The 21,621-nt window shown below is 66.3% G+C and carries 19 protein-coding genes and 1 pseudogene; 16 read left to right on the top strand and 4 right to left on the bottom strand.

The window, feature by feature from the left end:
* Positions 1–85 precede the first annotated feature (85 nt).
* From ACIBW7_RS19580 to ACIBW7_RS19565, 4 genes are all read right to left on the bottom strand, one after another.
* The gene (locus tag ACIBW7_RS19580) at positions 86–784 is read right to left on the bottom strand and encodes a helix-turn-helix transcriptional regulator (protein ID WP_397048056.1); all 699 of its coding nucleotides are present in this window, start codon (positions 782–784) and stop codon (positions 86–88) included.
* A gap of 149 nt (positions 785–933) precedes the next feature.
* Positions 934–1,539, bottom strand: a complete 606-nt coding sequence (locus tag ACIBW7_RS19575; protein WP_397048054.1) for a hypothetical protein — start codon at positions 1,537–1,539, stop codon at positions 934–936.
* Positions 1,540–1,692: 153 nt separating this feature from the next.
* The gene (locus tag ACIBW7_RS19570; RefSeq protein WP_397048052.1) at positions 1,693–2,517 is read right to left on the bottom strand and encodes an alpha/beta fold hydrolase; all 825 of its coding nucleotides are present in this window, start codon (positions 2,515–2,517) and stop codon (positions 1,693–1,695) included.
* A gap of 8 nt (positions 2,518–2,525) precedes the next feature.
* Complete coding sequence (locus ACIBW7_RS19565) at positions 2,526–3,995, bottom strand: PucR family transcriptional regulator (RefSeq protein WP_397048050.1); 1,470 nt, start codon at positions 3,993–3,995, stop codon at positions 2,526–2,528.
* 194 nt (positions 3,996–4,189) lie between these two features.
* On the opposite strand from ACIBW7_RS19565, the gene uraD reads away from it, so the two are divergent.
* The 16 genes and pseudogenes from uraD to alc all read left to right on the top strand — a co-directional run bounded on the left by uraD (position 4,190) and on the right by alc (position 21,548).
* Complete coding sequence (uraD, locus tag ACIBW7_RS19560; protein WP_397048048.1) at positions 4,190–4,702, top strand: 2-oxo-4-hydroxy-4-carboxy-5-ureidoimidazoline decarboxylase; 513 nt, start codon at positions 4,190–4,192, stop codon at positions 4,700–4,702.
* The gene (gene uraH / locus ACIBW7_RS19555; protein ID WP_397048046.1) at positions 4,699–4,998 is read left to right on the top strand and encodes a hydroxyisourate hydrolase; all 300 of its coding nucleotides are present in this window, start codon (positions 4,699–4,701) and stop codon (positions 4,996–4,998) included. The genes uraD and uraH overlap by 4 nt, the downstream gene beginning before the upstream one ends.
* 3 nt (positions 4,999–5,001) lie before the next feature.
* Entirely contained in the window at positions 5,002–5,877 is an 876-nt protein-coding gene (pucL, locus tag ACIBW7_RS19550; RefSeq protein WP_397048044.1) for a factor-independent urate hydroxylase, read from the top strand.
* 2 nt (positions 5,878–5,879) lie between these two features.
* Entirely contained in the window at positions 5,880–6,755 is an 876-nt protein-coding gene (locus tag ACIBW7_RS19545) for an FAD binding domain-containing protein (RefSeq protein ID WP_397048042.1), read from the top strand.
* Positions 6,755–7,225: a (2Fe-2S)-binding protein gene (locus ACIBW7_RS19540; RefSeq protein ID WP_397034238.1), complete on the top strand. Its 471-nt coding sequence runs from the start codon at positions 6,755–6,757 to the stop codon at positions 7,223–7,225. The genes ACIBW7_RS19545 and ACIBW7_RS19540 overlap by 1 nt, the downstream gene beginning before the upstream one ends.
* Positions 7,222–8,622: an 8-oxoguanine deaminase gene (locus tag ACIBW7_RS19535; protein WP_397048040.1), complete on the top strand. Its 1,401-nt coding sequence runs from the start codon at positions 7,222–7,224 to the stop codon at positions 8,620–8,622. The genes ACIBW7_RS19540 and ACIBW7_RS19535 overlap by 4 nt, the downstream gene beginning before the upstream one ends.
* Positions 8,619–10,952 carry a xanthine dehydrogenase family protein molybdopterin-binding subunit gene (locus tag ACIBW7_RS19530; protein ID WP_397048038.1) on the top strand — a complete coding sequence of 778 codons (2,334 nt, stop codon included), beginning with the start codon at positions 8,619–8,621 and terminating at the stop codon, positions 10,950–10,952. Before ACIBW7_RS19535 ends, ACIBW7_RS19530 begins: the two co-directional genes overlap by 4 nt.
* Positions 10,953–11,085: 133 nt before the next feature.
* Positions 11,086–12,527: pseudogene (locus ACIBW7_RS19525) on the top strand (NCS2 family permease).
* Positions 12,528–12,531: 4 nt separating this feature from the next.
* A complete protein-coding gene (locus ACIBW7_RS19520) occupies positions 12,532–13,599 on the top strand; it encodes an XdhC family protein (RefSeq protein ID WP_397048036.1) in 1,068 nt (355 codons plus the stop codon).
* 188 nt (positions 13,600–13,787) lie between these two features.
* Positions 13,788–14,168, top strand: coding sequence for a gamma-glutamylcyclotransferase (locus ACIBW7_RS19515; protein ID WP_040699294.1), 381 nt, complete (start codon positions 13,788–13,790; stop codon positions 14,166–14,168).
* Positions 14,165–14,965, top strand: coding sequence for a hydroxypyruvate isomerase family protein (locus ACIBW7_RS19510; RefSeq protein WP_397048034.1), 801 nt, complete (start codon positions 14,165–14,167; stop codon positions 14,963–14,965). Before ACIBW7_RS19515 ends, ACIBW7_RS19510 begins: the two co-directional genes overlap by 4 nt.
* The gene (locus ACIBW7_RS19505; protein WP_397048032.1) at positions 14,962–15,891 is read left to right on the top strand and encodes an NAD(P)-dependent oxidoreductase; all 930 of its coding nucleotides are present in this window, start codon (positions 14,962–14,964) and stop codon (positions 15,889–15,891) included. The genes ACIBW7_RS19510 and ACIBW7_RS19505 overlap by 4 nt, the downstream gene beginning before the upstream one ends.
* A 2-nt stretch (positions 15,892–15,893) precedes the next feature.
* Complete coding sequence (gene gcl / locus ACIBW7_RS19500) at positions 15,894–17,669, top strand: glyoxylate carboligase (protein WP_397048027.1); 1,776 nt, start codon at positions 15,894–15,896, stop codon at positions 17,667–17,669.
* A gap of 6 nt (positions 17,670–17,675) precedes the next feature.
* On the top strand, positions 17,676–18,986 hold the full coding sequence (locus ACIBW7_RS19495) for a glycerate kinase (RefSeq protein ID WP_397048025.1): 1,311 nt from the start codon (positions 17,676–17,678) through the stop codon (positions 18,984–18,986).
* Between the two features lie 19 nt (positions 18,987–19,005).
* Positions 19,006–20,385, top strand: a complete 1,380-nt coding sequence (allB, locus tag ACIBW7_RS19490) for an allantoinase AllB (protein ID WP_397048024.1) — start codon at positions 19,006–19,008, stop codon at positions 20,383–20,385.
* On the top strand, positions 20,382–21,548 hold the full coding sequence (gene alc, locus ACIBW7_RS19485) for an allantoicase (RefSeq protein WP_397048021.1): 1,167 nt from the start codon (positions 20,382–20,384) through the stop codon (positions 21,546–21,548). The genes allB and alc overlap by 4 nt, the downstream gene beginning before the upstream one ends.
* The last annotated feature ends 73 nt before the right edge of the window (positions 21,549–21,621 follow it).

The following is a 21,621-nucleotide window of genomic DNA, read 5'->3' as shown; positions in this document are numbered from 1 at the left end:
GCGTTCGGGTATCGGTGTGTCTTGCCCGATCACGATCACCCGGCGCGGCGACAACCCCCTGTCGGTGTTTCCCGCCGATTTCGTCTCACAGCGCGACGATTCGGAGTTCGAGGTCCTTCGGAATATCCGAAGGGGTGAGCGGGCGCGGCGAGATCGGCGTGTCTGTCATGGTCACCGCTCGAATGCGGTCCAGCCGGAAACAGCGCGACTCCGCACGCAACCGGCACCACGCGATGAGATACCAGCCGTGCGATCCGTTGAGGAATGCCGTCGGCTCGACCTCCCGTTCACTGACCGCGCCGAAGCGATCCGAATAGCTGATCCGCAGCACCCGTCCCGCTTCGATCGACTGCCCGATGACCGACGGAATGGCCTGGACGGGTGGCGCATCCACCGGATCCAGCAACCGAACCCGCGCCGCGAGGTCGCGCGCGGCGGCCGCATTGCGCTCGGACATCACGCCGAGAATCTTGCGCAGCGCGCTGCGCCCCGCCTCCTCGAAGGGCGTCGCCTCGCTGCGCGCCAAAGCCACGGCGAGTGCGACCGCTTCCGCCGCCGTGAAGTTGAGCGGCGGCAGCGACATGCTCTTCTCCAACGCGTACCCACCACGCCTGCCGACATCCGCGTAGATCGGAATACTGGCCTGCTGCAAGGCCGCGATATCGCGTTCGATCGTGCGAACACTCACCTCATAACGCTGCGCCAACTCCCGCGCGGTCCGCATCCGCGGCGCCACCGCCCGCAACTCCTCGACGATCGCATACAGCCGATCCGTACGGTTCACACCGCCACGCTAGCGCCGACCACCGACATCGAACGCCTGCCCGAATTGTCTTGGCGCAATGCGGGCATCGGTTGAGGGTGTCGCATAGCCAGTGGGCGCCGCGCACAGCGGCCCGTGCGCGGGTATCACTGGATATGCGACGGCTCGGGTCAGCGGCGGGAGACCAGCATCGGTTCGTGTAGGTCGAAGTATTCGACTTCGCCCATGAGATCGCTTTCCTCCTCGAACAGGGTGCGCAGATCGTCTGGAATCTCCAGCTTTTCGTGGGCGCGGGCCTCGGCCTCGGAGCTGAAGTAGACGGCCTCGACGTACCCGTCGCTGCCATATGTCGCCAGGGTGCCGCCGAGAATTTCGGGGCGCAGTTCGTGGATGCGCTCGGTGCCTTCGGCGAGCAGTTCGCGCATGCGGCGCGGATTGCGGGTATGGCCCTCCATGACCTGGACGAACCCGGCCTGATCCGAGCCACCGCCCAGCCACTGCGTTACCTCGGGGCAATCCATGAACTGCACCGGTCCGTCGAAGCACTGCTCGGTCTCGGCCCACCACGCGCCCTGCTCCGGGCGATTGCTATTGCGGCGCGCCGCTTCTTCGGAATCGAACCTCGCCAATGCGATGAACGTTCCGTCATTGCACAACCCGCTGGTCGTCCCGAGATAGCCGACGGCTCCCGGCTGCAATTCCTCGGTCCACCGATCCATACACCGACGTAGCCGATCGGCGTCGGAAACCTTTCCTTGAATAACTTGGATGAACATCGAGTCCTCCTAGTGCGGAGGAATCACTCCGCTCTGAAGCGAGGCTGACGCGTCGTGGTCCACCGAGGGTGCTCGGACCGCACGGCCCGCGAACACGGCCACCGCACAGCTAATAGTTCGCCGCAGCGCGGCGGTACGCAAGACCGGCGCGAGTCAGTGCGCCTCGGCGCAGTTCGGCAGGAAGGTTTCGACCAGTTGGTTGACGACCTCGGGAACCTCGGCGGCGGCAAGGTGCGCGGCATCCTCGATGACCGCCAGCTCCGCGCCCGGAATGGACCGAGCCATGGTCTCCAGTTCGGGTACCGGAAAGGTGCGGTCCTCGCGGCCACCGACGACCAGCGTGGGACAGGTGATCGCGGCGAAGCGATCGCGTTGGTCCGGGCGCTCGATCACCACGGATCGCACGGCGTGAGCGACCGATTTCGGATCATTGCGGCGTGCGGTATCGAGGACCCGGCGCACGACATCGGGGCGGGTGGCTTCGGTGGTCGGCCCGAGGAAGGCGCTCACTACCGATCGAGTCAGCGGCGGGCGGATGCCGCGCAGGATGCGGACGATGATCAGCAGCGCCCTGTACTGCAGTTTCTGACTGCTCGGAGCCGGTGAGGCCGTGCCGTTCATCAAGATGGCGGATCGGACGCGGTCCGGATATTCAGCGGCCAAGGTGCCGCCGATCATGGCGCCCCACGAGTTTCCGATGAAGTGGGTCCGCGATAGTTCGAGGTGGTCGAGGATGTCGACCACACAGCCCGCACAGTCGTCGAAGGTGAAGCCGCGGGTGAGCGGACCGGATTTTCCGTGGCCGGGCGGGTCCACCGCAATGGTCAGGTAATTCTCGGCGAAGTGGGCGATCTGAGCGTCCCAGAGCCCGGCGTCCATGAGCAGGCTCGGCCACATCACCAGCGGATCGCCGTGCCCGGTTGTGACGACGTGCAAGGTTCCGAGCCGAGTCGGGATGTATAGATCCGTGCTGTCCATGGGTTCCTTCAGCGGAGGGCGAGGGCGAGGAAGAAGTCGACGCGGTCTTCGAGGCGGGACAGATCGCGGCCCGTCAGTTCCTCGATGCGTTGGATACGGTAGCGCAAGGTATTCACGTGAACGTGAAGTAGCTCAGCGCATTTGGTCCACGAGCCGGACACCTGGAGGAAGGTTTCCAAGGTGTGCACCAAGTCGGCGCGGTTTTCCTGGTCGTAGCTGCTCAACGGGTCGAGCAGGCGCAGGCGGAACATGCGCCGGACTTCGTCGGGGACGCTGGCCAGCAGGAGCATATGGGTGGCGAGTTCGTCGTGGCCGACGACGGTGGTGGGGGTGGGGCGGTCGGCGGCCAGGCGGCGGGCGTAGCGGGCTTCTTCTACCGCACCGCGCAGACCTTCGCCGTCGACGATGCCGCTGACACCGATCGAGAGGTGAGCCCCCTGTAGTCCGGGCTCCAAAGCGGTTACGGCGCGGTGGATTTCGCTGATGACGGAGCCGTCTGCAGGGATGAGGGCGATGGCTTCACCGTCGACCACACCAGCGGCCGGCCTTTTACCGTAGAGGATTTCGCGCAGTAGAACGCGTAATTCGCCGGGGCGCAAGGCATCTGCTCCAGCCGCCACCGCGATATAGGTTTCGGCGGGACCGAGGCCGGTCAGCTCGAGGCGGGAAATGATTTCGGCGGGTTTGGCATCGGAGACGATCAGTTCGATGAGTTCCTGGGCGAGGCGGCCCTCGGCGCTCTGGCGGTCGTCGAGTCGGGCGCGTTCGAGCGATACGACCGCGGCGAGCTCGCCGGTCAGTGCGCGACGTTCCTCCGGCCAGTCTTTGAAGTCGCCTTCGAAGACCAGGAACCAGTCGGCGGCGCGGGAGGTGCTGTGCTCGTCGACGGCGAACAGCGAGTAGCGCGCCTTGTCCTGGACCAGCACGTGGGGGAGACGGCGAGCGTTCAGGAACGCGGCCGTGACCTCGACCGGCGGCGGTGCGGCGGGTCCGGCCACCACGCGTCCGGTGGACGCGACGGCCCAGCAGCGCATCCCGAGATCACGTTCGATCAGCTCGAGCACCGAGCCCAGCCCGGTACCCGAAACGAGCTGACGGTGGCGGTCGAGGATGGCGGTCAGGTCGGCAGCGCGCCCGGTCGACAGATTGCGGGTCAATGTCTCGGTGACCTGGGCGAATGCGATATCCTCGCGGACACGGAACAGCGGTATCCGATGCCGCTCACAGGCCTCGACGACGTCGGGCGGAGCGCCGCCGTAACGGGCGTCACCGGCAGCGAGTCCGGCGACTCCGGCCTGGGCCAGCGCGCGCACGAAGATCTCGCTGTCCTGCGGCGAAAGTCGCCATTGCAGCCCGGTCAGGACGAGCTCACCGCCGGAGAGGTAGCGACTCGGATCGAGCATGTCGGTGGTCACTACCCAGCGCACGAAGCGGTCGAGCTCTTCTTCGCCGGTGACGAGCTCGAGACCGAGGTTCATGGTCAGAAGTGATCTAAGTCGCACAGTTGCCGAGGCTAACAGCCCAGGTCGCGCACTCCCGGCGACGCTTTGGATATTCACACAAACGAGCCCTTGTGAACTGACGCACACTTCGGATTTCTGGGTCCTAGCAGCGCAGATGAACGGCGGGTGTACTTACTCCCAGCACCAGAACAAGCTCGATGGGAGATCGGATGTCCGGTGAGATCGGATGGCTCAACTCGCTGCCTCCAGACCAGGCCGAGGCGGAACTGCTGACCTGCTGCGCCTCCTATGTCTGGGCGCAGAAGGTGGCGGCGCACCGGCCCTACGTGGACATCACGAGCCTGATGGCCGCCGCGGTCGCCGGGGTACGGGAGCTGAGTTGGCCCGATATCGAGGAGGCGCTGTCCGCGCATCCGCGCATCGGTGACCGGGCGAAGGCCGGCACGCACGAGCGCGAGGCCGAATGGTCGGCCGGTGAGCAGTCCGGCACCGCGAGCGCCGACCGGCAGACACTCGACGACATCGCCGCCGGCAACCTGGCCTACGAGCAGCGGTTCGGACACGTCTTCTTGATTCGCGCCGCCGGCCGCTCCGCTGAGCAGATCCGCGCCGAACTGCGCAGGCGCCTGGCGAATACCGCCGAGGGCGAGCGCATCGCGACCCAACGCGAACTCGCCGATATCACCCGGCTGCGGATCCGAAAGCTGTTGGAGGACAGGTGAGTCTGTCTACTCACGTGCTCGACGCGGCATCCGGTCGCCCGGCGGCGGGGCTGCCGGTGCGGCTGGAAAAGGCCGACGGCTCCGTGCTCGCCGAGCGCCGCACCGACGACGACGGGCGCATCAAGGATCTGCCCGCGCCCGAAATCGGTGTCCACCGGCTGATTTTCGAAACCGGTGACCTCAGTCCGTTCTACCCGTCGGTGACCATCGACTTCCGCGTCACCGACCCAGCCGAGCACTACCACGTGCCGCTGCTGCTCAGTCCCTATTCCTACTCGACCTACCGAGGTAGCTGAACCATGTCGATCAAGCTCGGGCCGAATAGATACGGCAAAGCGGAAAGCCGGGTCGTCCGGGTGACGAAAACCGGTGGCGTCCACGAGATCCGGGATCTGAACGTCGGTGTGGCGTTATCCGGTGATATGGACGAGGTCCACCTGACCGGTGACAACGCGACAGTCCTGCCGACCGACACCCAGAAGAACACCGTATTCGCCTTCGCCAAGGAACACGGCATCACCTCGCCGGAAGCATTCGGTCTTTTGCTGGCACGGCATTTCGTCGATTCCCAGCCGCCCATCCACCACGCTCGGGTCTCCCTGGAGGAGTACGCCTGGGAGCGCATCGTGGTCGGACCCGGCGACAAGCAGTATTCGTTCGTACGCGCCGGCCAGGAGACGCGCACCTCGCGGGTGCACTACGACGGCGAAAACGCCTGGGTGGTCTCGGGTTTGACGGGTCTGGTGGTGCTGAACTCCACCGGTTCGGAGTTCCACGGCTACATCAAGGACAGATACACGACACTGCAGGAGGCCTACGACCGCGTACTGGCCACCGAGGTCAATGCGGAGTGGCGTTTCGCGACTGAGCCCGGGGACTGGGACAAGGCCTACCGCGAGATTCGCGGTGCGCTGCTCGAGGCATTCGCCGATACCTACAGCTACTCGCTGCAGCAGACCCTCTACGCCATGGGCGACCGGGTGATCGGTGCGGTCCCGGAGGTCTGTGAGGTCCGGCTGTCGCTGCCCAACAAGCACCACTTCGTCGTGGATCTGTCCGGCTTCGGACTGGAGAACGACAACGAGGTGTTCTTCGCCGCCGACCGCCCCTACGGCCTGATCGAGGGCACCGTACTCACCGAGGACGCCCCCGCGCCCGGACCGGCCTGGGAGTGACGATGGATTTCCTACGACCCGATACCTGGGCCGAGGCGCTCGAGCTCAAGGCCGCTGATCCGGCGGCCAAACCCATCCAGGGCGGCACCGATGTCATGGTCGAGATGAACTTCGACCACGGCCGTCCGGCGGCACTGCTCGATCTCAACCGCTGTCGCGACCTGTTCGATTACTCGACCGAGCCCGACGGCTGGATCCGGATCGGCGCGGGCGTCCCGTATGTGCGCATCATCAACCGGCTCAACCACCAACTGCCCGGTCTGGCGCAGGCCTCGCGCACGGTCGGTTCGCCGCAGATCCGCAATCGCGGCACGGTCGGGGGCAATCTCGGCGGGGCGTCCCCGGCCGGTGACGCCCACCCCGCGCTGCTGGCGGGCAATGCGGTGATCGAGGTGGAGTCTGCCGCGCGCGGCACCCGCCTGATCCCGATCGATGACTTCTACGTGTGGGTGAAGAAGAACGCCCTGGAGCCCGACGAGCTGATCCGCGCCATCCGGATCCAGCCCGCCACCGGGCCCCAGTACTTCTCCAAGGTCGGCACCCGCAATGCCATGGTCATCGCGGTCTGCGCGTTCTCGATCGCATTGCAACCCGACACCCGCACGGTCGGTACCGGCATCGGATCCGCCGGACCGACGCCGCTGCGCGCGACATCGGCCGAGCAGTTCCTCGCCGATGCGCTGGACTGGGATGACCCGGTCCCGTTGCCATTCGATGTCGTCCGGGAATTCGGTGAGCTGGTCTCGGCCGCCGCCAAGCCGATCGATGACATTCGAGGCACCGCGGAATACCGCAAGCACGCCCTGACGGTACTGGCCCGCCGCACCCTGTCCTGGGCGTGGACGGACTACCTAGCAGAAAGAAGGAGGGCAGCCTGATGCGTGTGACCTTCGACGTGAACGGCTCGCAAGAGACCGTCGATAATGTGTGGGAAGGCGAGAGCCTCCTCTATATGCTGCGCGAGCGCATGGGCCTGCCCGGCTCCAAGAACGCCTGTGAGCAAGGCGAATGTGGTTCGTGCACAGTTTATTTGGATGGTACGCCGGTGTGTTCCTGTCTCGTTGCCGCGGGTCAGGTGCAGGATCGCTCGGTGCGCACCGTCGAGGGGCTGGCCAACGGCGCGAAACTCGATCCGATGCAGGAGGCATTCGTCGAGGCCGGTGCGGTCCAATGCGGTTTCTGCACACCGGGACTCATCGTGCAGGCGCACGATCTCATCGAACGCAATCCCGATCCCTCCGATGTGGAGATCCGCGAGGCGCTCGCCGGAAATCTCTGCCGCTGCACGGGATACGAGAAGATCCTCGACGCGGTACGACTGGCCGCGGCACGTAAGGCGGGCCGATGAGTACAGCATCGCGAAGCGATTCGGTGCGGTGCGGTGGCCGGGTGACTGGCAGGCAGACCGTTATCGAGAACGCCTATATCGCACCGGTGGTCGGTGACGAGATCGCGTCCGGATATGTCGTCATCTCCGACGGCCGCATCGAAGCCCTCGGCGCGGGACCGGCTCCGATCGTGCCGGGTGCCGAAAAGATCGATGGCACAGGCTGTTTGGTGACCCCGGGCCTGGTCAATACCCACCACCACCTCTATCAGTGGGCGAGCCAGGGCCTGTTCCAGGATTCCACCCTGTTCGAATGGCTGACCGGCCTCTACCGCACCTGGGCGCGGATGGACGCCGACGTGGTCTACGGCGCGGCCGCCGCGGGCCTGGGCTGGCTGGCGCTGACCGGCTGCACCACCAGCAGCGACCACCACTACATCTTCCCCAAGGGGCGCGGCGACCTGTTCGAGGCCGAGGTGCGCGCGGCGAGCGAGATCGGCCTGCGCTTCCATCCGTGCCGCGGTTCCATGGACCGCGGGCAGAAGGACGGTGGTCTGCCGCCGGACGAGGTGGTCGAGAGTCGAGACGAAATCCTCGCCCACACTGCCGAAGTCATCGATAAGTACCACGATCCGTCGTTCGATTCGATGCTGCGGGTCGCGGTCGCCCCGTGCTCGCCGTTCTCGGTGAGCGAGGGGCTGATGATCGACTCCGCGACACTGGCGCGCGCCAAAGGTGTTCGGCTGCATACCCATCTCGCCGAAACGCTCGATGAGGAAGAGCACTGCATCGAGCAGATGGGCTGCACCCCGGTCGAATATATGGAAAAGCTGGGCTGGCTCGGCGAGGACGTCTGGTTCGCGCACGCGGTGCACCTGCACGACGCCGATATCCGGCGTTTCGCCGAAACCGGCAGCGGCTCGGCCCATTGCCCCAGCTCCAACGCCCGACTCGGTGCGGGTATCGCCCGCGTCAGCGATCTGGTGGCCGCCGGTGCGCCGGTCGGACTCGGCGTGGACGGCGCCGCGTCGAGTGAGTTGACTTCCCTGGCCGGCGAAATGCGGCAGGCCATGCTGTTCCAGCGCGCGGTCAACGGGCCGACCGCCTTCACCGCCCGCCAGGCGCTCGAGATCGGCACCCTTGGCGGCGCCCGTAATCTCGGCCGCCACCACGAGATCGGCAGTATCGAACCCGGCAAACTCGCCGACCTCGCCATCTGGCGCGTCGACGGCTTCCGCTCGGCGATCGAGGATCCGGTCTGCTCCTTGGTTTTCGGACCGACACCGCCACTTACCCGGCTGCTCGTCGGCGGGCGCACCGTCGTGGAGAACGACGAATTGCGCACCGTCGCACAGGATGTCGTCGGCCGGGCGGGTGTTGCGGCCCGGAAACGGTTGATGCGACAGGAGGCACGATGACTGTTCCACGGACCACCCGCTTCCCCGAAGAGGTCGCCGCGCCGGGGAAGGGCGGCATCGGGGAGAGCCCGCTGCGCCCCGACGGCACGTTGAAGGTCAAGGGCGAGTTCGCCTATGCCTCCGATCTGTGGATGGACGGCATGCTCTGGGGTGCGACCCTGCGCAGCCCGCATCCGCGCGCGATCATCCGCAGCATCGATATCGCGCCCGCACTGGCCATGACCGGTGTGCACGCCGTACTCACCCATGAGGATGTGCCCGGCCGCAAGATGTACGGCCTCGACCACACCTGGGATCAGCCGGTCCTGGCCATCGGCGAGGTGCGCCACCACGGTGAGCCCATCGCCCTGGTCGCCGCCGACCACCCCGAGATCGCCCGGCGCGCCCTCGATGCCATCGAAATCGATTGGGAGGTACTGGAACCCATCACCGATCCGATGGCGGTGCTCTCCGCCCCGAAACGGCTCGCGGTGCAGGAGCGCGGCGGTATCGCCCGGCATCAGCCGGTGCGCGTCGGAGATATCACCGTGGGCCGCGCGCTGGCCACCGTGGTGATCACCGAGGAATACGAGGTCGGCATTCAGGACCAGGCATTCCTCGGCCCCGAATCCGGCCTGGTGATTCCGGCCGAGGACGGCGGACTCGACTTCTACGTCGCCACTCAGTGGATGCACAACGATCTGTCCCAGATCGGGCCGTGTCTCGGCCTGGCAGAGGACCAGATCCGCATGACCATGGCCGGTGTCGGCGGTGCCTTCGGCGGCCGCGAGGACCTGTCCATGCAGATTCACGCGGGCATGCTGGCCATGCGCACCGGCAAGCCCGTCAAGATGATGTACAACCGCGAGGAGTCGTTCTTCGGGCACGTGCACCGGCACCCGGCGAAGATGCTCTACGAATACGGTGCCAATGATGCCGGAAAGCTCACCTACGCAAAGGTTCTCATCGTCCTCGACGGTGGCGCGTACACCTCGGCGACGCTGAATGTCACCGGCAACGCATCCTCGCTCGCGGTGGGGCCGTACGAGATTCCGCATATCGAGATCGACGCGTACGGCATCTACACCAATAACCCGCCGTGCGGTGCGATGCGCGGATTCGGCGCGGTACAGGCCTGTTTCGCACACGAGTCGATGATGGACAAGGTCGCCGAGGCGCTGGATCTGGATCCGGTGCACGTGCGCCAGATCAATGCGGTGTCGCAGGGGTCCAAGCTGGCGACCGGCCAGGTGCTGCACGCGCCGACGCCGATGGCCGAAATGCTCGGACAACTGCGCGATATGCCGATGCCCCCGGAACTGGACGCATCGGATATCCGGAACCTGCCCGGCGGCGCATCGCAGACGACGCACGGCGAGGGCGTGGTGCGTGGTGTCGGTTACGGCGTCGGCATCAAGAACATCTGCTTCTCCGAGGCCTTCGACGACTACTCGACGGCTCGGGTGCGGCTGGAAGTCATTGCGGGAGAACCGGTTGCGCTGGTGCACACCGCGGCCGCCGAGGTCGGTCAGGGCCTGGTGACGGTCGAGGCGCAGATCGCGCGCACCGAACTCGGCATCGAACGGGTCACCATTCACCCGGCCGACAACCAGGTCGGCGACTCGGGTTCGTCGTCCGCCTCCCGGCAGACCTATATGACCGGTGGCGCGGTGAAGGCGGCCTGTGAGGCCGTGCGCCAGCGCGTACTCGCCTTGGCCCAGGCCGAGTTCGGTGCCATGTCGGGATTGCGACTGGTCGGCGGCAAGGTGGTTTCGCGCACCGGGGAGGTGCTCGCGGCGATCGTCGATGTCCTGGATGAGGGGGTTATCGAGGAGACCCGCGAGTACCACCACCGGCCGACCACCGGCATGGATCCCGTTACAGGACAAGGCAATAGCCACACCCAACTGGCACTCTGCGTACACCGCGCGGTGGTGGACGTGGACACAGACCTCGGCCTGGTCAAGGTCGTCTCCCTGGACGCGGTCCAGGACGTGGGCAAGATCATGAACCGCCTGTCCCTGGAGGGGCAGATCCACGGCGGCTCCGTCCAGGGGCTCGGCCTGGCGGTCATGGAGGAAATCCAGGTAAAAGACGGTAAGGTGCGCAACCCGTCCTTCACCGACTACCTGATCCCGACGATTCTCGATACGCCGTCACAGCGGCTGGAGATTCTCGAAAATGCCGATCCGCACGCCCCCTACGGGCTGCGCGGCGCCGGAGAGCCGCCCACGCTCTCCTCCACCCCCGCGATCGCCGCGGCGATCCGTGACGCCTGCCGATCACGGGGTGGAAACGGGCACATCAACCGAGTGCCGGTGCGACCGGAAGACATCATCCGGAGCAGTTGATCAACAGGGGCAGCCGGTTCCAATGGGCCGGAGAGACTCCACAACAGCAGTACCCGAACCGTGCGGTCCGGCCCCGGTCCAATAGGACAGCCGCCGGACCGTAGGTCGGCTACGCCCCGAGGAGGGCACGCCAATGACCCAGATTCAGACCAAGCCCAGCACACCAGAGCCGGTAGCAGGTAGGTCTGCGCTCGACCGGTTCTTCCGGCTGAGCGAACGCCGAACCACCGTGTCCCGCGAAATCCGTGGCGGCATTACCACTTTCGTCGCCATGGCATACGTCATTCTCTTGGTGCCGCTGATCTCGGCGGCGTCGCGGATGTCAATGGTGACAAGCTGAGCATCGCTCAACTCACCACGGCCACCGCGTTTTCCGCGGGACTCAGCACGATCCTGATGGGCGTGGCGGGCAATGTGCCGTTGGCGCTCGCCGCCGGACTCGGTGTGGTTCCGGTGGTCGCCTTCCAGGCGGCACCGCATATGACCTGGCCGCAGACCATGGGTCTGGTCGTCCTGATGGGCGTGATCATCGTGATCCTGGCCGCGACCGGCCTGCGGACCATGATCATCAACGCGATCCCGCTCGGTCTCAAGAATGCGATCGGCGTCGGGATCGGGATGTTCATCGCGATGATCGGACTGGTCTCGGCCGGGGTGGTCGGACATGGCGCGCAGACCGGTCCGCCGGTCACCCTCGGGGCCGGAGGTCACCTATCCGGTTGGCCCGTAGTGATTTTCGCGGTCGGCCTGCTGGTGATGCTGGCACTGTTCATCCGCAAGGTGCCCGGTGCGATTCTGATCAGCATCGCCATCTCGACCGTGCTCGCCATTGTCGTCAACGCGCTGGCGAAGATCGACCCGCAGGCCTGGGGGCCGGTGGTGCCGGAAAAGCCGAAGGGATTCTTCGCCGCACCCGATTTCGGGCTGGCGCTGAATATCGACCTCTTCGGCGGTTTCGCCGAGGCGGGCGGGCTGGTCGCGGGGGTCGTGCTGTTCACCCTGGTGCTGACCGGATTCTTCGATGCCATGGGAACGGTTTTCGGCGTCTGCGACGAGGCCGGACTGCTCGATGAGAAGGGCACCATGCCGGGTATCGGCAAGGTGCTGACCATCGACGGTATCTCGCAGGTCATCGGTGGTGTCAGCGGCGGCGCCGGAAATACCGTCTACGTCGAATCCGCGACGGGTGTCGGTGAGGGCGCCCGCACCGGACTGACCAGCCTGGTGACCGGTGGATTGTTCTGCCTCGCAGTATTTTTCACCCCACTCGCGGCCGTGGTCCCGATCCAGGCCGCCGCCCCGGCGCTGGTTATCGTCGGTGCGCTGATGATGACCCAGGCCCGCAAGATCGATTGGAACGACCTCGAGGTGGCGGTGCCCGCCTTCCTGACGATCGTGCTGATGCCGTTCACCTACTCCATCACCAACGGTGTCGGCGCGGGCCTGATCGCGTACGTGGTGATCAAGCTGGCGCGCGGCAAATTCCGTGAAATCCATTGGCTGATCGGGGTGGTGAGCCTCGTCTTCGCCGGCTACTTCGGCATCTCGGCCATCGAACTACTCCTGGGCGGATAGCACCATGCGCGACCTCACGGCAGAACTGCGGAAATGGCATGCGGCGGAGAAGGATTACGCCGTGGCCACCGTCATCGGCGTCACCGGAAGTGCCCCTCGGCCGCCCGGCGCGGCGCTGGCGGTCGACGCCGACGGCATTGTGATCGGAAGCATTTCCGGTGGCTGTGTCGAGGGCGCGGTCTACGAACTCTGCCGTGAGGTCCTGCGTACCGGGCAGCCGGTGCGCGAAACCTTCGGATACAGCGATGACGACGCCTTCGCGGTCGGGCTGACCTGCGGCGGAAAACTCGAGGTCTTCGTCCAGCGGATCACCGCGGTCGGGCGGGTCGCGATCGAGGCGATCCTGCGCACCGACGAGGCGGTCGCGCTGATACGGGACTTGAAAACCGGTGCTGCCATGGCGATCGGGTCCTGGTGGACCGTCGGCGCCGCCTTCGACGAGGTCGTCGTGGCCGAGGCCAGAGCCATGCTCGATACCGGCACCACCGGAGTGCGCGAGATCGGCTGTGGTGCAAGCCAAGTCGACATCTTCGTAGAATCGTATGTACCTCCGCCGCGCATGATCGTCTTCGGCGCAATAGATTTCGCTGCCGCTGTGACCAGGATCGGCCGCTTCCTGGGATACCACGTCACCGTCTGCGATGCCCGTCCGGTGTTCGCGACGCGTGCGCGTTTTCCCGATGCCGACGAGATCGTCGTGCAGTGGCCGGACCGCTATCTCGCACGCACACAGGTCGATTCGCGCACCGTGCTGTGTGTGCTCACCCACGACGCCAAATTCGATATTCCGCTGCTCGAGGTGGCGCTGCGCCTGCCGGTGGCCTATGTGGGCGCGATGGGTTCCCGTCGCACCCACGAGGACCGCATGGCCGGGCTGCGCGCCGCCGGTATGACGGAATCGGAACTGGCCCAATTGCATTCACCGATCGGGCTGGATCTCGGCGCGCGGACCGCAGCGGAGACCGCGGTCTCCATCGCCGCCGAGATCGTCGCGGTGCGCCGCGGCGGCTCGGCCCAACCGCTGACCGCCACCGGCGGACCGATCCACCGGGACCTGCTCCCGGTCTGGTGAGCCGCGCACCTCGCCGTGCATCTGTACACCTGGTACGCGGGGCGCGCGGTTTCGGCACCGCGTCGGCGGCTGGAGCATCCTACGAAATCGACTTCGGGATATCCGATCGGCTTCGGGGTAATCGCCGCTATTCCGACACTGCGGTCGGCTCACATAATTGACGAAATTGCGAACAAAGGATTCACCGAATGCCGTTGATATTTCTGAACGGTTCCGCCATGCGCGGCGAACCACTCAATCATCTGCTCGACGGCGCGCCTTTCGCCGGCGAAGCGAAAACCGCGCCGCGCTACCGTTTCTATTCGGTCGGCGATAGGTTCCCGGGGCTGGATCCCGTCGCCGACGGCGGCGATTCGATCTCCGGTGAACTCTTCGATATCCCCATGGAAGTACTGCGACAGCGGCTGCTGCCTGCCGAACCACCGGAACTCGAACTCGGCGCGATCGAACTCGAAGACGGCCGTTCGGTCCTATCGATGCTGCTGCGCCGCGCGCCGACCTCGTATCCGGAGCTGATCGATATCACCGCCATCGGCAGCTGGAAGAAATACCGTCAAGGAGCTGAATGAGTAAGCAGGCCCGGGGCGTCGCCCCGAAATTCGATGTCAATTGCTCGATCCTGTTCACCGATCTCCCGCTGCTGGAACGTCCCGCCGCGGCAAAGCAGGCCGGATTCGACGCCGTCGAATTCTGGTGGCCGTTCGGCGAGAATCCGATGCCGGGGGACAAGGAGATCGATGCGTTCGTGCGCGCGATCCGCGATGCCGGTGTGGAATTGGTCGGGCTGAACTTCATCGACCTGATCCCGGCTGGCGGGCGCGGTCTGGTCTCCGTTCCGAGTGAGGTCACCCGGTTCCGCGACAATATCGATGTCGCGGTCGGTATCGCCGAGGAGACGGGCTGCCGCGCGCTCAATGCCCTCTACGGCAATCGCGTCGAGGGCGAGAGTCCGCAGAAGCAGGACGAACTCGCCCTGGAGAACCTGAGTCTCGCCGCACAGGCGGCCGGTGCCATCGGTGCCACCGTCTTGCTGGAAGCGCTCAATTCCTTCGAGTCACCGGACTATCCGGTCGTGAGCGCCGCGCACGCCGTGCGGATCATCGAGCAGACTGGTGAGCCCAATGTGCGGTTCCTTTGCGACCTGTACCACCTGGCCCGTATGGGCGAGGGTCTGCACTCGGTGATCCGCACGCACGCGGCGCAGCTCGGCCACGTCCAGATCGCGGACAATCCGGGCCGCGGCCGTCCCGGCACCGGCGAACTCGACTTCGCCGCGCTCTTCGAAACCCTGGCCGAGAGCGGCTACGACGGCTGGATCGGCCTCGAATACAAAGACCCCGAGCTGGATTGGAAGTGGATGGCATGAGCGAGCGCAGCGAGCGAATCAAAGGCACAGCGCCCCTTGGGCACGGCGGAGCCGTCAGCAGGATCGGTTTTATCGGCTTGGGGATCATGGGCAGCCCGATGGCGGGTCACCTCGTGGCCGCCGGGCACGAGGTGACCGGTTACGACATCGGCCCGGCCGGACTCGAGAAGCTGAAGGCGGCGGGTGGTTCGGCCGCGTCCGGTGTCGCGGAAGCGGTGCGGGACAAGGACATCGTCATCACGATGCTGCCGCAGGACGAGCACGTCGAGGCGGTCTTCGCCGATGTGCTCGAGCATGCCGCGCCCGGGACGCTGTACATCGACTTCTCCACCATCACGCCCAAGACCGCGCGCTCGACCGCGGAGCGGGGCATCGAGAAGGGGCTGCGGGTGCTCGACGCCCCGGTCTCCGGTGGTGAGCCGGGCGCGATCAATGCCGCGCTGTCGATCATGGTCGGCGGTGACGAGGCCGACTTCGCCGCGGCCACACCGATTTTCGAGGCGGTCGGCAAGACCTTCGCACTGGTCGGACCGAATGGTGCCGGTCAGGTGGTCAAGGCCGCCAACCAGCTCGTCGTCGGCGGCACCTATGCCCTGGTGGCCGAGGCGATCCTGCTGATGGAGAACCTGGGCGCGGACGCCGAGAAGGGGCTGGACGTGCTGGCGGGCGGGCTCGCGGGCAGCAAGATCCTCGAACTCAAGCGCGCATCCATGCTGAAGCGCGACTTCAAGCCCGGCTTCCGGATCGACCTGCACCACAAGGATATGGGCATCATCCTGCAAGCGGCCCGCGACGCCGAGGTGTCGATCCCGATGGGCGCGCTGACCGCGCAGCTGATCGCGGCAGCCCGCGCGATGGGTCACGGCTCATTGGACCACTCGGGCCTGCTGAAGGTGACCGAGGCGCTGTCGGGTCGGGAGAACTGACCATGACACGGATGCGCACCGTAGATGCTGCGGTTCTGATTCTCGAAAAGGAAGGTGCGACACAAGCGTTCGGCTTGCCCGGTGCCGCGATCAACCCCTTCTACAGCGCGATGCGCGCGCACGGCGGTATCAAGCACGTGCTGGCCCGCCACGTCGAGGCCGCCTCGCATATGGCCGAGGGGTACACCCGGGCGGCCGCGGGCAATATCGGCGTCTGCATCGGCACCTCGGGGCCCGCGGGCACCGACATGATCACCGGCCTGTATTCCGCCGGCGCGGATTCGATTCCGATCCTGTGCATCACCGGTCAGGCTCCGGTGGCCAAGCTGCACAAGGAGGATTTCCAGGCCGTCGATATCGCTTCGATCGCCGCACCGGTGAGCAAGTGGGCGGTGACGGTGCTCGAGCCCGCACAGGTACCCGGGACCTTCCAAAAGGCCTTCCAGTTGATGCGGGAGGGTCGGCCGGGGCCGGTCCTGATCGATCTGCCGATCGATGTGCAGCTCGCCGAAATCGAGTTCGATATCGAGACTTACGAGCCGCTCGAGGTGCACCGCCCGGCCGCGACCCGGGCGCAGGCGGTCAAGGCCATCGAGATGTTGAATGCGGCGCAGCGGCCGCTGATCGTCGCGGGTGGCGGCATCGTGAATGCCGATGCCGCGGCGCTGCTGGTCGAATTCGCCGAACTCACCGGTGTGCCGGTGGTGCCGACGCTGATGGGCTGGGGCACGATTCCCGACGATCATGCGCTGCACGCGGGCATGGTCGGATTGCAGACCTCACACCGGTACGGCAATGCCACCCTGCTCGAATCCGATTTTGTGCTCGGCATCGGAAACCGTTGGGCCAACCGGCATACCGGCGGTGTGGACACCTACACCAAGGACCGCACCTTCGTCCACGTCGATATCGAGCCGACCCAAATCGGCCGGGTGTTCGCACCGGAGTTCGGCATCACCTCTGACGCGGGTGCCGCGCTGCGCGTCTTCGTCGACGTCGCGCGCGAACTGGATGCGGCCGGACAGCTGCCCGATCGCAGTGTGTGGGCCGAGCAGTGCCGCAACCGGAAACAGGTTGGGCTGCGTAAGACGCACTTCGACGATATGCCGATCAAGCCGCAGCGCGTCTACGAGGAGATGAACAAGGCATTCGGGCCCGATGTGCGCTACGTCAGCACCATCGGTCTGTCGCAGATCCAGGCGGCGCAGCTGCTGCACGTCTACCGGCCGCGGCACTGGATCAATGCGGGCCAGGCCGGGCCGCTGGGCTGGACCGTACCCGCGGCCATCGGTGCCGCGACGGCCGATCCCGATGCCACCGTGGTTGCACTCTCGGGTGATTACGACTTCCAGTTCCTCATCGAGGAATTGGCGGTCGGCGCGCAGTTCAATATCCCGTACATCCATGTCGTGGTGAACAATTCGTACCTGGGCCTGATCCGTCAGGCGCAGCGCGCGTTCGACATGGACTACTACGTGCAGCTCGCCTTCGACAATATCAACAGCCCAGAGCTCGCCGGCTACGGCGTCGACCACGTGAAGGTCGCGGAAGGGCTGGGCTGCAAGGCGATTCGGGTATTCGATCCGGCGTGGATCGGTTCGGCCCTCGATGAGGCGAAGAAGCTGGTGACCGAGTTCCGGGTGCCGGTGATCGTCGAGGTCATTCTCGAACGGGTGACGAATGTGTCGATGGGACTGGAGATCGACAATATCGTCGAATTCGAGGAACTGGCGCAGTCCGCAGCCGACGTCCCGACCGCGACCGCCCAGCTGGACTGACCCGACATGACTCGAGTCCTGATCGCGTCCGACAAGTTCAAGGGGTCGTTGACCGCCGCGCAGGTCGGTGCCGCTGTCCGCGCCGGTATCCACCGCGTCCGGCCCGGTGCCGAGGTGTCGGTGGTGCCGATCGCGGACGGCGGGGACGGCACCGTCGCCGCCGCTTTGGCCGCGGGTTTCGAGGCGGTCCTGGTGACCGCGTCCGGCCCCACCGGCGAGCCGGTGTGCACGGCGTATGCCCGCCGCGACGATATCGCCGTCGTGGAACTGGCGGACGTATCCGGGCTCGTTCGGCTACCGGGCGGGAAGTTCGCACCGATGACGGCCACCAGCCGGGGCGCAGGCGAGGTCATCGCCGCGGCGATCGATGCGGGTTGCCTGCGGGTGGTGCTCGGCATCGGCGGCAGTGCGGGTAGCGATGGTGGTGCCGGGCTGCTCGCGGCGCTCGGTGCGCGACTGCTCGATGTCGATGGGGCCGAAATCGTCGACGGCGGTGCGGCATTGGCTCGACTGCACAGGATCGACCTTGCGCCGGTGCGGGAACGGCTGGGCGGCGTCGAGGTCACCGTCGCGTGCGATGTCGACAATCCGCTCACCGGTGCGCGCGGTGCGGCCGCCGTCTATGGTCCGCAAAAGGGTGCCGACGGTGACCAAGTGGAAGTGCTCGATGCGGCGCTGACCCATTGGGCGGACTGCATCGCGGTCGCCACCGGCAACGATCTGCGTGATCGCGCGGGTGCCGGTGCGGCGGGCGGGGTCGGGTTCGCGGCTGTCGCGGTGCTCGGTGCTCGGCTGCGTCCCGGGATCGAATTGGTTTTGGAGCTGGTCGGTTTCGCGGAGCAGGTGGCCGGTGCGGATCTGGTGGTGACCGGGGAGGGCATGCTCGATGAGCAGACCCTGTACGGCAAGGCACCGGCCGGTGTCGCTACTGCCGCCGGGTTCGCGGGCGTGCCGGTCATCGCTGTCTGTGGCCGGAATACGCTGCCCCTCGAGCGATTGCATGAGGCGGGGTTCTCGGCCGCATACGCCCTCGCCGATATCGAACCCGATGTCGCGCGCTGCTTCGCGGAGGGTGAGCTGCTACTCGAGCGGCTGGGGATGCAGATTGCCGCCGAACATCTGCCGCCGGATCCCACGGTCGAGCGGCCGCCTGCCGGGCACCAGTCGCCGCAGGCCGCTGCAGGCCAAGGGGCGGCAAGCTACGCCGCCGAGGCAGCCACGCTGGAGCGCGGCGTCGCGGACCTGGCCGATGACATTGTCGCCGCCGCCTCCCGAAGCAGCGGCGCCGCAAGGACATTCGACGGGAGATTCCGATGATGTGCGATGGAGTTGTGTGATGCGGAAGAACTCCGAGATCCAGACGATCTCGCCGGTCCCCGCACACCTGGACCTGGTGATCCGTGCGGAGCGGATCATCGGGACGACAGGGGAGACCGGTGGCTCGATCGGCGTGCGCGACGGCCGGATCGTGGCGATCGAGCCGCTGGACTCCATCCTGACCGCGAAGACGGTCGTCGAACTGACCGCCGACGAGGTGCTGCTGCCCGGCGTTGTGGATGCGCATGTGCACGTCAACGATCCCGGCCGCACCGAATGGGAGGGCTTCCCCAGCGCGACGAAGGCGGCCGCGGCGGGCGGTGTCACCACCATTATCGATATGCCGCTCAACAGCATTCCGCCGACCTGCGATCTCGCGGCGCTCGAAGTGAAGCGCAAGACCGCGCAGGGCCGGGTGCATGTCGACGTCGGATTCTGGGGCGGAGCGATCCCCGGAAATTTGGCGGATCTGCGGCAGCTGCAAGACGCAGGTGTATTCGGCTTCAAATGCTTCCTGCTGCACTCCGGTGTCGACGAATTCCCGGCACTGGACGCGGGCCGGCTAGAGCTGGCCATGCGGGAGATCCGCTTGTTCGACGGTCTGCTCATCGTGCACGCCGAGGACGCACACGCCATCGAACACGCACCGATTCCGCAGGGGGACAAGTACTCCGGCTTCCTGCGTTCGCGCCCGCGCGGTGCGGAGAATCTGGCCGTCGCCCAGGTGATCGAACTGGCCAGGTGGACCGGCTGTCGCGTGCACATTCTGCACGTGTCGAGTTCGGATGCGCTGCCGATGATCGCCTCGGCCCGTCGCGACGGCGTCCGGATCACCGCCGAGACCTGTCCGCACTACCTGTCGTTCGCAGCAGAGGAAATTCCGGACGGTGCAACACAATTCAAATGCTGCCCGCCGATCCGTGAGAGCGGCAATCGGGAATTGCTCTGGGAAGGGTTGCGTGAGGGCACCATCGATATGGTGGTCTCGGACCACTCCCCATCGACGCCCGACCTGAAGTGCTTCGACACCGGCGACTTCGCCCGCGCCTGGGGTGGCATTTCCTCACTGCAGCTGGGACTTTCGGCCGTCTGGACCGAAGCGCGACTGCGCGGTTTCAGCCTGGTGGATGTCGCGCGCTGGATGAGCCGCGCACCCGCCGAACATGCGGGCCTGCGGCGCAAGGGTGCCATCGAGGTCGGCTACGACGCGGATTTCTGTGTCTTCGCCCCCGATGACGCCTTCGTCGTCGACGTGCATCGCCTGCACCACAAGAACGCCGTCACACCGTACGCGGCCCGCCCACTGGCGGGCGCGGTCCGCGGTACCTGGTTGCGCGGCAACCGAATCGATATCGACAACGAGCCGCAGGGGCGGCTCCTGGCCCGAGGAGAAGTATGACCGATCAATCCGCCCCCGACTTCACCCGACTGCCCGATCTCGCCTCCCGCGCGCTCGCGGGCAGTGTGGTCTACGCCAATGACGAGTTGTTCGCCGAGCGGGAGAATCTGATCCGGCCCGGCCGTGCGGTTTTCAGCACCGAGGACTTCGGCCACAAGGGTAAGACCTACGACGGCTGGGAAACGCGACGGCGTCGCGAAACCGGCAATGACTATGCGGTTGTCCGGCTGGGTGTGCCGGGGCGGGTGCACGGTGTCGTCATCGACACCTCCTGGTTCATCGGCAATTATCCGCCCTTCGCCTCGGTCGAGGCGACCAGTGTGGAGGGCCAGCCGTCGTCTGCCGAACTCCAGCAGGCCGAATGGGTCACGCTGGTCGCGAAGTCGGATATCGCGGGCGGTACCGACAACTTCTTCGAGGTCACCGACGAGCGCCGCTTCACCCACATCCGGCTATCGATCTACCCGGACGGCGGCGTCGCCCGCTTCCGCGTCCACGGGACCCCGCTGCCGGATCCCCGTTTCCTCAGTGGCACAGTCGATCTCGCGGCTCTGGAACACGGCGGCGATGTGGTCGACTGCTCCGATATGTTCTTCTCCGCGCCGACCAATATCCTGCTGCCCGGTCGGTCGCGGCAGATGGACGAGGGCTGGGAGGGGGCGCGCCGCCGCGATGCGGGCAATGATCACGTCACGGTGCGGCTGGGTGCGCGCGGGGCGATTCGGCGCGTGGAAATCGACACCTCGAATTATGTCGGCAATGCGCCGGGTTGGGCGGTGCTGCGCGGGGCCGATGCCGATTCCGGTGCGGATCTGGATGATCCGTCGACTTGGACCGAATTGCTGCCACGCACGCGGCTGCAGCCGGATGCCCGTCACTTCTTCCGGATCGGGGCCGGTGCGCCGATCACCCATGTGCGGCTCGATGTGTACCCCGACGGCGGCGTGGCTCGGTTGCGGGTCCACGGCGAGATCGATCCGGAGACCTTGGTCGGCAACACTGTCGCTTGGCTCGGCGCCCTGCCCGAAGCGCACGCGCTGCAGGTGCTCACCATCGATGGCGGGCTGTCCCGTGACGAAGCACGGAAGTTGCTCGCGGAACGGCCCTTTGCGAGCCCCGAGGCGGTGCCGTCGGCCGTGATCGACGCGCTGCTCGCGTTGTAGCCGCTGGTCGGCCGGGCGATCGGAGCCCCCATCGATTGTCCGGCCGACCGGCTCGGCCCGCGTCCGAAAACCG

Source organism: Nocardia sp. NPDC049526, from assembly GCF_044465765.1.
GTDB lineage: Bacteria > Actinomycetota > Actinomycetes > Mycobacteriales > Mycobacteriaceae > Nocardia.
This window is presented reverse-complemented; position numbering and strand designations above follow the sequence as displayed.

Excerpts from the sequence above, each read along its gene's own strand:
- ACIBW7_RS19575 (WP_397048054.1), bottom strand. The coding sequence starts at position 1,539 with ATGTTCATCCAAGTTATTCAAGGAAAGGTTTCCGACGCCGATCGGCTA.
- ACIBW7_RS19570 (WP_397048052.1), bottom strand. The coding sequence starts at position 2,517 with ATGGACAGCACGGATCTATACATCCCGACTCGGCTCGGAACCTTGCAC.
- ACIBW7_RS19565 (WP_397048050.1), bottom strand. The coding sequence starts at position 3,995 with ATGAACCTCGGTCTCGAGCTCGTCACCGGCGAAGAAGAGCTCGACCGC.
- uraD (WP_397048048.1), top strand. The coding sequence starts at position 4,190 with ATGTCCGGTGAGATCGGATGGCTCAACTCGCTGCCTCCAGACCAGGCC.
- pucL (WP_397048044.1), top strand. The coding sequence starts at position 5,002 with ATGTCGATCAAGCTCGGGCCGAATAGATACGGCAAAGCGGAAAGCCGG.
- ACIBW7_RS19545 (WP_397048042.1), top strand. The coding sequence starts at position 5,880 with ATGGATTTCCTACGACCCGATACCTGGGCCGAGGCGCTCGAGCTCAAG.
- ACIBW7_RS19540 (WP_397034238.1), top strand. The coding sequence starts at position 6,755 with ATGCGTGTGACCTTCGACGTGAACGGCTCGCAAGAGACCGTCGATAAT.
- ACIBW7_RS19535 (WP_397048040.1), top strand. The coding sequence starts at position 7,222 with ATGAGTACAGCATCGCGAAGCGATTCGGTGCGGTGCGGTGGCCGGGTG.
- ACIBW7_RS19530 (WP_397048038.1), top strand. The coding sequence starts at position 8,619 with ATGACTGTTCCACGGACCACCCGCTTCCCCGAAGAGGTCGCCGCGCCG.
- ACIBW7_RS19520 (WP_397048036.1), top strand. The coding sequence starts at position 12,532 with ATGCGCGACCTCACGGCAGAACTGCGGAAATGGCATGCGGCGGAGAAG.
- ACIBW7_RS19515 (WP_040699294.1), top strand. The coding sequence starts at position 13,788 with ATGCCGTTGATATTTCTGAACGGTTCCGCCATGCGCGGCGAACCACTC.
- ACIBW7_RS19510 (WP_397048034.1), top strand. The coding sequence starts at position 14,165 with ATGAGTAAGCAGGCCCGGGGCGTCGCCCCGAAATTCGATGTCAATTGC.
- ACIBW7_RS19505 (WP_397048032.1), top strand. The coding sequence starts at position 14,962 with ATGAGCGAGCGCAGCGAGCGAATCAAAGGCACAGCGCCCCTTGGGCAC.
- gcl (WP_397048027.1), top strand. The coding sequence starts at position 15,894 with ATGACACGGATGCGCACCGTAGATGCTGCGGTTCTGATTCTCGAAAAG.
- ACIBW7_RS19495 (WP_397048025.1), top strand. The coding sequence starts at position 17,676 with ATGACTCGAGTCCTGATCGCGTCCGACAAGTTCAAGGGGTCGTTGACC.
- allB (WP_397048024.1), top strand. The coding sequence starts at position 19,006 with ATGCGGAAGAACTCCGAGATCCAGACGATCTCGCCGGTCCCCGCACAC.
- alc (WP_397048021.1), top strand. The coding sequence starts at position 20,382 with ATGACCGATCAATCCGCCCCCGACTTCACCCGACTGCCCGATCTCGCC.